This is a genomic window from Stenotrophomonas maltophilia group sp. Smal13 (assembly GCF_030236855.1).
In the GTDB taxonomy this organism is placed as follows: Bacteria; Pseudomonadota; Gammaproteobacteria; order Xanthomonadales; family Xanthomonadaceae; genus Stenotrophomonas; species Stenotrophomonas maltophilia_A.
Genome location: NZ_JASJSQ010000015.1, coordinates 25,121 through 37,921 on the forward strand (window position 1 = coordinate 25,121; position 12,801 = coordinate 37,921).

The window sequence follows — 12,801 nt, forward strand, 5'->3', positions numbered from 1 at the left end:
GCACCATGGACGACGACACCCTGCTGGAGCGCAGCTGGGAATATCGGGAGGAGACGCTGTACCGGCGGTTGTTCGGCGATACCGGGCCGGGGATCTATCCGATCGACATGGATCTGCTGCGCAACGTCTTCAAGCAGGACCAGATCGACCCGCGCTGGCTGCATGTCGGCGTCAATGCCTGCCCTCCGCACGGTGATCGAAGGCACTGGATCTATGTCAGCTCCGGCCTGTCCAACCCCTGGGAAGGGCGGCACGAAGATGGCGATTCGGGGTTGGGCATCGAACTGATGCTTGAGACGCAGGAAGAAGCGACCTGGGCACTGACCACCTTGCGCTGGTTCACCGCGTACCACCTGCTGCTGTGCCACTCACGCATGCCCGGCAATCCGTTGGCGCCATGGGACCGGCTGAAGCTGGGGGGGCCGGTGGATCACGCAGGGAGCATGCTGCAGGCGGCCGTCTTCGTTCCGTCGTTGCATTTCCCGGGACCCCAGCAACTGCCATCGGGACGATTCGACTTCCTGCAGCTGCTGCCGTTGACCCTGGACGAGCACGCGTTCGGCCGCGCCCAGGGCTTCGAAGTGCTGGTGGCCCAGTTGAGAACCCAAGGTGCGGCGCCGGTGGTCGATCCGCAGCGGGTCAGCATCGATCTGGCCCCTGCTCTCACGCTTCAAGCGCCTCCCGGCTCGCCTTGAGGGATCGAATCATTTCGAATCCTGCCGGCATTTGTGCCGATTCCGGCAGAATGCTCGGAGTACAGCCGCGCCGGTGACGCATCTGACCCTCGCATGACCCCCGTCAGTGGTAATGCTGCGCTGCGTTCGGTCACACTCGGGAACTTGTCGTTCTTAGTCACCCCTTCCGAGGCCTGCATGTCCCTGTTCCGGCGCAAGTCCCTAGATTCCGTCACCGTCCACGAAGCCGGCAGGCGCCTGATCCCGACGCTCAGCTGGCCGCACCTGATCGCGCTGGGTATTGGCGCCATCGTCGGTACCGGCATCTACACGCTGATCGGCGTCGGTGCAAACCTGGCCGGCCCGGCCGTGCTGATCTCCTTCGCCATCGCCGGTGCGGTGTGCGCCTGCGCGGCACTGTCCTACGCCGAGCTGTCGACGATGATGCCGGCCGCCGGCAGTGCCTACACCTACAGCTACAGTGCGCTGGGCGAGGTGTTCGCCTGGGTGGTGGGCTGGAGCCTGATCCTGGAGTACTCGCTGGTGGTGAGTACGGTGGCGGTGGGCTGGTCCGGCTACTTCGTCGGCTTCCTCGAATGGGTCCACACCCAGTTCGGCTGGAACGTGCACCTGCCAGCGTGGCTCGCAGCCGGCCCGCACGTGGAAGGCGGCATGATCAACCTGCCGGCGATCGTCATCACCTGGCTGGTGGCCGGCATGCTGATGGCCGGCACCAAGGAAAGCGCCACCCTCAATGCCATCCTGGTGGTGTTCAAGCTGATCGCGCTGGCCATTTTCGTGGCCGTGGCCCTGCCCGCCTTCGACAGCGCCAACCTGCAGCCGTTCATGCCGTATGGCTTTGCCAAGTCGATGGGCCCTGATGGCGTCGAACACGGCGTAATGGCGGCGGCAGCGATCATCTTCTTCGCCTTCTACGGCTTCGATGCGATCTCCACCGCCGCCGAAGAAACCAAGAACCCCGGCCGCGACCTGTCGATCGGCATCATCGGTTCGATGATCGGCTGCACCATCGTCTACGTGCTGGTCGCGCTGGCCGCGGTCGGTGCGATGAGCTACGCGGTGTTCGGCCACAGCGCCGAGCCGCTGGCCCTGATCATGCGCCAGCTGGGCCATCCGACCGCGGCGATGGTGATCGGCGTGATCGCGATCATCGCGCTGCCGACGGTGCTGCTGGCCTTCCTGTACGGTCAGAGCCGCATCTTCTTCGTGATGAGCCGCGATGGCCTGCTGCCGCGTGGCCTGTCCAAGGTCAACGCACGTACCGGCACGCCGGTGGCGACCACGCTGTTCACCGCGGTGGTGGTGTCGGCGCTGGCCGGCGTGGCCCGCCTGGACGAGATCGCCGCCCTGGCCAATGCCGGCACCCTGGCCGCGTTCACCGCCGTGGGCATCTGCCTGGTGGTGCTGCGCCTGCGCGAGCCGAACCGCGAACGTACCTTCCGTACCCCGCTGGCCTTCGTGGTCGGTCCGCTGGCCGCGCTGGGCTGCATCTACCTGTTCCTCAGCCTGCCGCACAGCACCCAGCTGTACTTCCTGCTGTGGAACCTGGCCGGCCTGGTGCTGTACTTCCTGTACAGCCGCCGCCACGCGCTGATCGCGAAATAACCGGATCACCGGTAGTGCCGGCCGCTGGCCGGCACCTCGCATCCTGTTGATACGGGCAATGCCGGCCAGCGGCCGGCACTACCGCAGGGCGGTCAACCGCCCTGCTTTGCAGCGTAGTCCTGCGCCTGGCGCATCACCCGCAGCAGGTTGCCGCCCCAGATGCCGGCAATCTGCTCCTCGGTATAGCCCTTGCGCAGCAGCCACGCGGTGATCTTCGGCAGCTGGCTGACATCGGGCAGGTCGCTCAGGCCACCGCCGCCATCCCAGTCCAGGCCGATGCCCACGTGCTCGGGGCCGACCACCTTGAGGATGTGCTCGAAGTGGGCGAAGAAGTCGTCGAGGCTGGCATGGCGCACCGGGTGCTCGTGGTCCAGCGCCTGCTCGGCCTTCAGCAGGGCAACGCCCTGTTCGATGCCCATGCCTTCCCAGCCACCCAGCTGCTTGCTCAGCGCTTCCTCGGCCTGCTTGCGCTCGGGCGTCTTTGCGGTGTCGATCAGGTAGCCGCCATAGGCGTTCACCTGGATCACGCCGCCGGCCTTGGCCAGCTTGCGCAGGCGCGCGTCATCCAGATTGCGCGGGTGGTCGTAGACCGCCTTGGCCGAGCTGTGCGACAGCACGAACGGCACCGGCATCATCGCCAGCAGGTCGTCGAACACCGCGTCGGACGCATGCGACTGGTCGATCACGATGCCCAGCTTCACTGCTTGCCGCACCAGATCCTTGCCCGCCGGGCTCAGGCCTTTCCACTCCGCCCCTTTGGGGTCGGTGGCCGAATCGGCAAACTCGTTGTTGGCGAAGTGCACGGTGCTGAGCAGGCGCAGGCCGGCGCGGTGGTAGAACGACAGCAGGCTCGGGTCTTCCACCAGCGGGCTGGCGTTTTCCATGCTGATGTAGACCACGCGCTTGCCGGCGGCCTTGATCCGCGCCGCGTCATCGGCGGTCAATGCCAGCGCGAAGCGCTCGGGGTTGGCCGCCAGCATTTCGCGGATCTCCAGCAGCCGCTGCAGGCCATGGTCACGCTCGGCGAGGTGCGCGGCGGGGCTGCGGTCGCCCTGATCGGTGTAGATCGCCCAGAAACCGCCGTCCAGCGCACCTTCGACCATGCGCGGGTAGTCGACCTGCGAAAGCGCGTTGCGGTCGTGACGCTGCTCGATGTCGAAGCCCGTTCGGCCGAAATTGGCCGGCGTATCCAGGTGGCTGTCGAGGGTGACCAGGCGCTGCTGCAGGGCCTTGGCGCGCGCCAGCTCCTGTGCGCTGAACTCGATGGCATGAGCCGACAGCGGCGCGCACAGCGCCAGGGCAAGCACGACGGACAGGTGGCGCAACGATGGCATGGGCTCTCACCGGCAATGGGAAGAGCCCGACCATAGCGCTGCGGCCCGCGGATTTGTAGAGTCGAGCTGCGCCCCCTCATCAATGGGGCGCCACTTTCACGAACGCATCGCAATGCGCGGAAAGTTGACCGCCGGGCAGTGGACATGATTCATGCCCGGCGAACGCAGAAGCGGACCGTCAGTCCACCACGCGGCAGAACACGGCCTTGAGGTAACGCGATTCCTGCACGTGGGCCATGAACGGATGGTCCGGACCGGCGCCGGCCACCTTCAGGATCTGGATCGTGCGGCCGGAGAAATAGGCCGCGCGGCGCAGCATGTCGAGGAACTGGTCCTCGGCCACCAGGCCGGTGCAGGAGAACGTGGCGAACAGGCCACCGGGCTTGACCACGCCCAGCGCCAGCTTGTTCATGTCCAGGTACTTCTTCAGCGCAGTGATGACCTGGTCGCGGTCGCGGGTCATCTTCGCCGGGTCCAGGATCACCACGTCGTACTGCTCACCGCGGTTGGCGGCGTCGCGCAGCCACGGGAAGATGTCGGACTGGACGAACTTCGGGCGCACGTTGTTCAGGCGCGAATTGCCCTTGGCGATCTGGATGACGTCTTCATCGATGTCGATGCCGACCACTTCAGTGGCACCACGCGCCGCTGCGTACACGGCGAAACCGCCGGTGTTGCAGCACAGGTCGAGCACGCTCTTGCCTTCCACCTGCTGGCTCAGCCACTCGCGGTTCTCGCGCTGGTCGGCAAAGAAGCCGGTCTTGTGCGCACCGGCCGGGTCAGCGCGGAACTTGATGCCGTACTCGGTGATCACCGCCGCTTCGGTGGTGGTGTTGCCGTGGAAGTCGAAGCTTTCCTGCTTCTGCACGTGCTCGTCGGCGAAGCTGTGGAAGCGGCAGCCCGGGAACTGCTCGCGCAGGGCGTCGTAGATCCACTCGCGGTGGCGGAACATGCCGGCGGCGAAGAATTCGACCACCACCAGATCGCCGTAGCGGTCCACCACCAGGCCGGACAAGCCATCGCCCTCACTGTGCACCACGCGCCAGGCGTCGGACACCGCGTCGAGCTTCAGCACCTCACGGCGCAGCGACACCGCCTGGGCGATCTTGTGCGAGAACCAGCCGGCATCCACCGGCACGTTCTGGTCGGTTTCAAGGATGCGCACGGCAATGCGCGAGTGCCCGTTGTAGAACCCGCGACCAATGAACTCGCCGTCGATGCCGACCACGTCGACGATGGAACCGGGCTTGGGCCGGACGGTCGGCTTCTCGACCAGTTTCTGGAAGATCCACGGGTGGCTGGAACGCCACGCATTCTTGAGGCGGACAATCGGAAGGGGGGTATTCATCCACCTATTGTAGCCGGGGGGCGCTTTCGTAGAGTCGAGCTGGCTCGACGGGCGTTGCTGAACGGCCCGGGCAAGGCGTGCCAACCAAGGTTGGCACCTACCAGGGCGGGCCGGCCGGCGTGCCAACCAAGGTTGGCATCTACCAGGGCGGGGGCCCCGGCCACCCGGCATTTGACGGCAGCCCGGCCAGGCCGCAGAATCGGCGCCAGAAGGGGAGTAGCTCCCAGACGTTGTCGCCGTCATTTCGAGCCCGCAGGCTCCGGTGCAACGGCAGTTCCAGGCGACTGGAACTGCGAGCGAGACCTTCGCCGTACTGGCGAAGCTCTGTCCCTGGATCCCCCTCCCGATCCTCCGTTGCAGATCCTCGCCGTCCGGCCTGGCATTCATCTTTCCAACGGACATTCCCAATGCAGACGATCGGTAACGTGTGGTTGTGGGGCGGCTTCGCAGCGGTGGTGGTCATCGCCCTGCTGGTCGACCTCGTGTTGATGCGCCATGGTGGGCCGCACAAGGTCACCTTCAAGGAGGCCCTGTGGTGGTCCATCGGCTGGGTCGCGCTGGCCCTGCTGTTCAATGCGGGCCTCTGGTACTACCTGAATGAGACCGCGGGCCAGGTGGTGGCCAACAAGGTCGGCCTCGAATTCCTGACCGGCTACCTGGTCGAGAAGGCGCTGGCGGTCGACAACATCTTTGTCTTCCTGATGATCATGAGCTACTTCGCGGTGCCGGAGGAGCAGCGCCAGAAGGTGCTGATCATCGGCATCCTGGGCGCGATCGTGCTGCGTACGATCATGATCTTCGCCGGCAGCGTGCTGATCACCCAGTTCCATTGGCTGCTCTACGTGTTCGGCGCCTTCCTGCTGTTCACCGGCTGGAAGATGTGGTTCGCCGCCGGGCAGGAGCCGGACCTGGAGGCCAACCCCGCCCTGCGCTGGATGCGCAAGCACCTGCGCCTGCTGCCGGATTACGCCGGCAACGCGATGAGCGTGAAGCGCGACGGCGTGCGTTGGTTCACCCCGCTGTTCGCGGTGCTGATCCTGATCGCGGTCACCGACGTGATCTTCGCCGTGGACAGCATCCCGGCGATCTTCGCGATCACCACCGACCCGTTCATCGTGCTCACTTCCAATGTGTTCGCGGTGCTGGGCCTGCGTGCGATGTTCTTCCTGCTGGCCGGCATGGCCGACCGCTTCCACCTGCTGCCGTACGGCCTGGCGCTGGTGCTGGGCTTCATCGGCATCAAGATGATGATCATCGACCTGTTCAAGATCCCGACCCCGATCTCGCTGGGCGTGGTGGCGGTGATCATCGCCGCTACCGTGGTGTTGAGCCTGAAGTACCCGCCGAAGGAAGGCGAAGGCCAGGCCTGAGCCTGACCCGCTGGATGGCGCGGCCGGTGGGATTGTCCCGCCGGCCGTTTCCACTCTCCCGCGGCGGTGGCCTTGGTTTCGCGCCAACCACCGCCATTGCTGAGGTATGAACAACAACGTGCCCCTGCCCGCTGGCGACGTGCCGGCCCCCCGCAATGACCGCTCGCGCATCCTGCGGGCGTTCAATGTCAGCCTGGCCGCCGTGCTGGTGCTGGTGGCCGTGTTCGCCCTGCAGGGCACGTTCGATTGGCGACCGTGGGCGGTCGCGCCGCTGGAAGCCAAGGGCCTGCTTGGCCTGATCGGCGGCCCGATGCTGCATGCCTCGGTCGAGCACATCGCCGCCAACAGCATCGCGATCCTGATCCTCGGCACGCTGGCTGGCAGCGTCTACCCGAAAGCCACCGTGCGCGCCCTGCCCCTGCTGTGGCTGGGCTCGGGCATCGGTGCGTGGATGCTGGGCAATCCGGGCAGCGTGCACCTGGGCGCCAGCGGCGTGACCCACGGCCTGATGTTCCTGCTGGCCAGCCTGGGCCTGCTGCGCCGCGATCGCGCGGCCATCGCCACCGGCCTGATCGGCATGCTGTTCTACGGCGGCATGCTGATGACCATCCTGCCGCACGCCGATGGTGTGTCCTGGCAGTCGCACATGGGCGGCGCCTTCGCCGGCATCATTGCTGCGCTGCTGTTCCGCAACGCCGACCCGCTGCCGCCGCGCCCGCGCTACAGCTGGGAAGACGAAGAAGAAGACGTCGAACCGCTGGCCGACGACGAGCTGGAGCCGCCGTCACCGCAGCGCGTGCCGGTGCTGTGGCAGCCGCGCGAGGGCCAGGACTACGTGGTGATCCCGTTCCGCCGGCCGGACGAGCCGCGCAGTTGATCGGGTGACGGGGTCCGGCACCTTCATGACCCGGTAGTGGCCGACCTTGGTCGGCGCTCCCGCTGCATGCCAACCAAGGTTGGCAACTACCAGAGCATTCCGTCACATCCGGTAGCGCCGGGCCATGCCCGGCGGCATTGGCCGGTCAGTTCGCCGCATTCCCCGCCGCGCCCATGCCATCCACCGCCTGCCGGCCCAGTGCCGGGTCGTCGGTGAAGAAGGCATCGATGCCGGTGGCCAGGTAGGCGCGCATCTCGGCAATTGACCCCTCGGCATTGCGCGCGTTGTCGGCGCCCTTGCGCAGGTTGCTGGCCTGGAAATGGTTCTCCGGGCGGAAGGTATACGGAATCACCATCAGGCCCACTGCATGTGCGTCCTGTACCAGCGTGGTCGGTGTCCCCAGTGCACCCTTGGCGTCCAGCGGAATGATCGAGCGCAGCTCCGGGCCGATGCTGTCGGCGTAGCTGGCAATGTCCTTCAGTCCGGCCGGCGTCATCATCTGCGCGTAGGTCAGCTTGCCACCGGCCTTGGCGATGTCGGCCGGCTGGGTATCGCCTTTCCAAAGCAGCTGCAGCAGGCGGATGTTGCTGCCCCGCCCGATCTTGCCGCGCAGGTAGCGCAGGTTGGCGGTCTCGAACGACTGGATGGTGACCGGGCCCACGTTGGTATAGGCGTTGCCGCGCAGCGCGGTCAGGAGCTTGTCTTCCATCGGCAGGCCGATCGACTGGAAGTAAGTCGGATGCTTGATCTCCGGCACCAGGCCGATGCCGCGGTTGGCGCGGCCGGCCTGCTGCACCAGGAACGCAAGGATCTCGTCGAGGCTGGCGATGCGGAACTGGCCATCGTAGGCGGTGCTGCGCAGTTCCGGCAGGCGCTCACGTGCGTACAGCGTCTTCAGCTCGGCCAGGGTGAAGTCTTCGGTGAACCAGCCATCGACCTTCTGCCCGTCGATGACCTTGCTGGTGCGGCGGCTGGCGAATTCGGGATGCGAGGCGACATCGGTGGTGCCACTGATCTCGTTCTCGTGGCGGGCCACCATCACCCCGTCCTTGGTCATGACCAGGTCCGGTTCGATGTAGTCGGCGCCATCGGCGATGGCCTGCGCGTAGGCCGCCAGGGTGTGCTCGGGCAGCAGTGCGCTTGCCCCGCGGTGGCCATAGACCGACACCTTGTGTGCGGCCGGGGTGGAGGATTCAGCACTCATGGCCACCGATGGTGCCACGGCCAGCGACAACAGCAACGCACAACCCCACGACTTCACTGCGACTTCCCCAAGCGGTATGTGATGGGCGTCAGTATGCGGCGGCAATGTGACAGGCGGGGGACCCCATGGATCCGGTAGTCGCCGACCTTGGTCGGCGCTCTGCCAGCCGGCGTCCACGACCCCGGGCGTCCTGTGCCAACCAAGGTTGGCACCTACCAGAGCGAAGGTTGGCGCCTGCCAGAGCATGAGCCGCGCGATTGATCGATGACGGGGTCAGAGATCCCTCCGGGGATCTGACCCCGACCTTACTTGCCGATGCAGAAGCTGGAGAAGATCCTTCCCAGCAGGTCATCGGCACTCATCTGCCCGGTGATCTCGCCCAGCGCATCATGCGCCAGCCGTAGTTCCTCGGCAGCCAGTTCCAGGTGCTCATGCGCCAGCTCACCATCGGCGCGCTGCGCATGTTCCTGCGCGCGCTCGATCGCATCGACGTGGCGGGTGCGCGCGGAGAACTCGCCATCCACCTGCTCGCCTGCCCCGGCCGACGCAATCGAGCGCAGGCGCGCGTGCAGGTCGTCCAGGCCAGCACCGGTGGCCGCCGAGACGAACACGCAATCCGGATCGTCCAGCGTCGGCAGCGCCGTCAGCAGATCCGACTTGTTGTGGATGTAGACCTTGTGCGGCACCGCCGCCACGGCATCGCCCAGCGCCGCTTCGCCGGCCGCTGGATCGCGCGCATCCAGCACGATCAGCGCCAGGTCCGTACGCTCGATTTCCACATGCGCGCGGCGCATGCCTTCGCGTTCGATGGCGTCGCCACCGTCGCGCAGGCCCGCGGTGTCGACCAGGGTCAGCTCCAGGCCGTCCAGGCGGATGGTCTCGCGCAGGGTGTCGCGGGTGGTGCCGGCGATGTCGGTGACGATGGCGCGTTCGCTGCCGGCCAGCGCATTGAGCAATGAACTCTTGCCGGCATTCGGCGGCCCGATCAGCACCGCATGCAGGCCATCGCGCAGGCGGCGGCCGCGCTCGGCATCCCGCCGCAGCAGGGCAAGATCGCCGCGCGCCTGCTCCAGGCCACGCCGCACCTGTGCCCCACCAAGCGTATCCAGCGGTTCGTCGGCGAAGTCGATCGCTGCTTCCACATGGATGCGCAGCAGCACCAACTGCTCGACCACCGCGTCGATGCGGCGGGAGAACACGCCGTCCAGCGAACGGCGTGCAGCGCGTGCGGCGCGGTTGTCACCCGCGGCGATCAGGTCGGCGATGGCCTCAGCCTGGGCCAGGTCGAGCTTGCCGTTGAGGAACGCGCGTTCGCTGAACTCACCCGGGCGCGCCTGGCGCGCACCGAGCGCGATGCAGCGCGCGACCAGTTGCTGCAACAGCACCGGACTGCCATGGCCCTGCAGTTCCACCACCTCTTCGCCGGTGAAGCTGTTCGGTGCCGGGAACCACAGCACGATGCCATCGTCGATGACCTCGCCGTCGGCATCACGCAGGCGCGCGTAGTGCGCGTGGCGCGGACGCAGTGCAGGTGCACCCAGCGCATTGGCAATCGCTGCAGCGCGCGGGCCGGACAGGCGCAGCAGGCCGACACCGCCGGCGCCGGGCGCGCTGGCGATGGCCACGATGGTGTCGGTGCGGATCGCGTCGTTCATGGCTCAGAGTTTCTCCAGCTGCGCACGCGCCTGGGCCGCGCCGCTGCCCTGCGGCTGCAGCGCCAGGTAGGTGGTGTAGGCCTGTTTGGCCTTGGCCTTGTCGCCGGCGTTGAAGTAGGCGTCGCCCAGGTTGAGATAGGCCACGGCGCGCGAGGGGTCGATCTTCAGTGTGTTCTCCAGCCAGCGCGCCGCTTCGGCATAGCGCTGCTGGCGGTAGTAGACGAAGCCGAGGTTGTTGGCGGCCTGGGCGAAGTCCGGGCGCAGCTTCAGCGCCTCGGTGAACTGGGCTACCGCTTCGTCGTACTGCTTCTCGCGGTACAGCTGCAGGCCACGGTCATTGGCCTGCTGCGCGCGCTGGCGGTCGGACGCCGGGCCGGCGGTGGGCACCACCAGCTTGGCCTTGCCACCCTGCAGGTCGGCCACGGTTACCGGTGCCTGGCTGCCCTTGGCCTCGCTGGCGGCATCCACCTTGTTGTTCAGCGCGATCGCATCGGCGGTCAGCTGGCGCGTATCGGCGTTGAGGAATTCCTGGCTGTCCGGCACCTGGAACACGAACTCGCCGCCCTGCGAACCGGGCAGGCTGCCGAAGGCCGGCGTCTGGTGCGAGACCGCGGACACCGCCGGCGCCACGTAGGCGGCCAGTTCGGTGCCAGTGATCAGGCCATCGCCATTGAGGTCACCCTTGCCGGCCAACGCCTGCAGCAGCACCCAGGTGAACACCGAATGGCCGTTGGGGCCGGCATCGGCCACCTGCTGGTCGGCACCACCGGCGGTCAGCATCTGCCGCGCGCTGCGTCGCGCGTTCTCGCGCAGGAACGACGACGACGAGGGACCGCCACGGGTCAGGCCCAGGCCGCTGTAGCAGGCATCCATCACGAACATCACATGCTTGGCCTGCATGCTTTCGGCGATGTTCTGGATGTCGGTCATCGCGATCGCGTCGGTGGCAAATTCCTTCGGATCCGAATCGACCGGAATGATGTAGCCGAGGTCGCGCCCGGAGGCGAGCTGGCGGGTCGCGCCATGACCGGCGAAGAACACGAACACGCGATCGTTCTTACCGGTGCGGTCGTCGGCCAGGCGGTCGTGGAAGGCGGCCAGGATGTTGTTGCGGGTGGCCTGCTCGTTCTTCAGCACGATCACCTGCGAGGACGGGAAGCCGAACTGCCCGGTCAAGGTATCGGCCACTGCCTGAGCATCATGGCTGGCGTATTCCAGCTTCGGCCACTTGGCGTAGTTGTCGATGCCGACCACGATCGCCCATGACTTCTCGTAGCCGGTGGTGACGGTGGCGGCACCGGCGTCGCCCTTTCGCGCACGGGCGACGGTGAAGTCGCGGCCATTCCAGCCGGCGAACTGGTAGCCATCGGCGATCAGCCGGTCGAGGATCTGCGGCAGCGCCTTCACCGCACGATCGTGGATGTCGTGGAACAGGATGATGCCGCGCTGTTCCTTGTTCACCTGGTCGAGCACGCGCTGCACGATCGACTCCGGTACCGGGTCGGCCCAGTCCATCGAGTCGATGTTCCACATGATCGACTTCAGCCCGGCCTCGTTGAGCAGCTGCAGGCCTTCGGCGTTGCGCGCGCCGTACGGGAAGCGGAACAGCGGCGCGCGCTTGCTGTCCACGTCCTTCAGCAGCGTGTCGGTGTCCAGCACCTGCTGGCGCAGCGCGTCGCCGGTGGTGCGCGACAGCTGGGCGTGGGTCAGGCTGTGGTTGCCGACCGCATAGCCCTCCTCCATCAGGTTACGGCTGATCTTCGCCATCGGGCCCAGGCTGACCTTGCCATCGGCCTCGACCTTGCCCAGGTTTCGGCCCACTTCGAAGAACACGCCCGGCACGTCGTAGCGCTTGAGGATGGCCACCACTTCATCGGTGTAGGCCTTGTGCGGGCCATCGTCGAAGGTCAGCACCACGGTCTTGGCCGGCAGGTCGCGGCCGAAGATTTCGCGGTCGCTGTCCTTCATGGACATCGGGTACGGCTCGATCACCCCGTAGTCGCGCAGGATCGCTTCGCGGCTGTAGTCCTTGTGCAGGTGCGCGATGTAATCGTCCCACTTCTCGCGCTTCAGCTCGATGGCGCGGGTGCGCTCGAAGCGGCTGAAGATGCGGGTCAGTTCCTGGTTGTAGTTGCGTTCGATCTCGTCGAGCGCCTCCAGGTCCTCGCCGATGCGCTGGTGCAGCTTCACCGCCGGCAGCGACGAATCGGTACCGACCCGCTCATGCAGATCACGCAGCACTTCGCGGAAGGCCAGGCGGTCGGCATCGAACAGTTCCGGCGCGGACTCGATGTAGTCCAGCACGGTACCCAGGGTGGCGAAGCGCTGCGGACTGGAACCGCGCAGCAGGGTGTCGAACTGCGCGGCGATGGCCGTACGTTGCTCCAGGCCATCATGGAACAGCTGCTGGCCCACACGCGTGGAGGTGCCGCGGTCGGCGGCCGACTGCTGTTCTTCGTCGGCCAGCAGCACGATGATCCGACGGTAACCGTCGAGCTGCTTCTGCAGCGCAGCCAGCAACGGCGCGGCGGCCGGGTCGGCGGCGGCCGCGGCCTGCGCGCTGGGCTGGGTCACGCCGGTTACCGGTGCCTTCGCGTCCTTGTCGCCGCAGCCGGCAACAACCAGCGTCAACAACAGCGAGGGCAGGAACAGGCGGAACGACGACGCACGCGGCATGGTGGACTCGAAGGTGGGAGGAACGGTGTGCCGGCGA

The 12,801-nt window shown here is 66.7% G+C and carries 9 protein-coding genes; 4 read left to right on the plus strand and 5 right to left on the minus strand.

Annotation, left to right across the window (positions count from 1 at the left end):
* The first annotated feature begins 5 nt into the window (after window positions 1-5).
* Window positions 6-695: a suppressor of fused domain protein gene (locus QRO95_RS07490; RefSeq protein WP_219629534.1), complete on the plus strand. Its 690-nt coding sequence runs from the start codon at window positions 6-8 to the stop codon at window positions 693-695.
* 177 nt (window positions 696-872) lie between these two features.
* A complete protein-coding gene (locus QRO95_RS07495; protein ID WP_032128498.1) occupies window positions 873-2,300 on the plus strand; it encodes an amino acid permease in 1,428 nt (475 codons plus the stop codon).
* A gap of 92 nt (window positions 2,301-2,392) precedes the next feature.
* On the opposite strand, the gene QRO95_RS07500 is transcribed toward QRO95_RS07495, so the two are convergent.
* Both QRO95_RS07500 and QRO95_RS07505 read right to left on the minus strand, forming a co-directional pair.
* Window positions 2,393-3,634 (minus strand): dipeptidase, encoded by a 1,242-nt coding sequence (locus QRO95_RS07500; protein WP_285302171.1) that lies wholly within the window; start codon window positions 3,632-3,634, stop codon window positions 2,393-2,395.
* A 178-nt stretch (window positions 3,635-3,812) separates the two neighbouring features.
* Entirely contained in the window at window positions 3,813-4,982 is a 1,170-nt protein-coding gene (locus tag QRO95_RS07505; RefSeq protein WP_285302172.1) for a class I SAM-dependent rRNA methyltransferase, read from the minus strand.
* A gap of 407 nt (window positions 4,983-5,389) precedes the next feature.
* Between QRO95_RS07505 and QRO95_RS07510 the strand changes: the two genes are divergently transcribed.
* Window positions 5,390-6,352, plus strand: a complete 963-nt coding sequence (locus QRO95_RS07510) for a TerC family protein (RefSeq protein ID WP_032128501.1) — start codon at window positions 5,390-5,392, stop codon at window positions 6,350-6,352.
* Between the two features lie 106 nt (window positions 6,353-6,458).
* A complete protein-coding gene (locus tag QRO95_RS07515) occupies window positions 6,459-7,229 on the plus strand; it encodes a rhomboid family intramembrane serine protease (RefSeq protein ID WP_285302173.1) in 771 nt (256 codons plus the stop codon).
* Window positions 7,230-7,374: 145 nt separating this feature from the next.
* On the opposite strand, the gene QRO95_RS07520 is transcribed toward QRO95_RS07515, so the two are convergent.
* The 3 genes from QRO95_RS07520 to QRO95_RS07530 all read right to left on the minus strand — a co-directional run bounded on the left by QRO95_RS07520 (window position 7,375) and on the right by QRO95_RS07530 (window position 12,764).
* Complete coding sequence (locus tag QRO95_RS07520; RefSeq protein WP_285302175.1) at window positions 7,375-8,490, minus strand: glycerophosphodiester phosphodiesterase; 1,116 nt, start codon at window positions 8,488-8,490, stop codon at window positions 7,375-7,377.
* 248 nt (window positions 8,491-8,738) lie between these two features.
* On the minus strand, window positions 8,739-10,088 hold the full coding sequence (gene mnmE / locus QRO95_RS07525) for a tRNA uridine-5-carboxymethylaminomethyl(34) synthesis GTPase MnmE (protein WP_285302176.1): 1,350 nt from the start codon (window positions 10,086-10,088) through the stop codon (window positions 8,739-8,741).
* 3 nt (window positions 10,089-10,091) lie between these two features.
* Window positions 10,092-12,764: a polysaccharide deacetylase family protein gene (locus tag QRO95_RS07530; protein ID WP_285302177.1), complete on the minus strand. Its 2,673-nt coding sequence runs from the start codon at window positions 12,762-12,764 to the stop codon at window positions 10,092-10,094.
* Window positions 12,765-12,801: the final 37 nt, after the last annotated feature.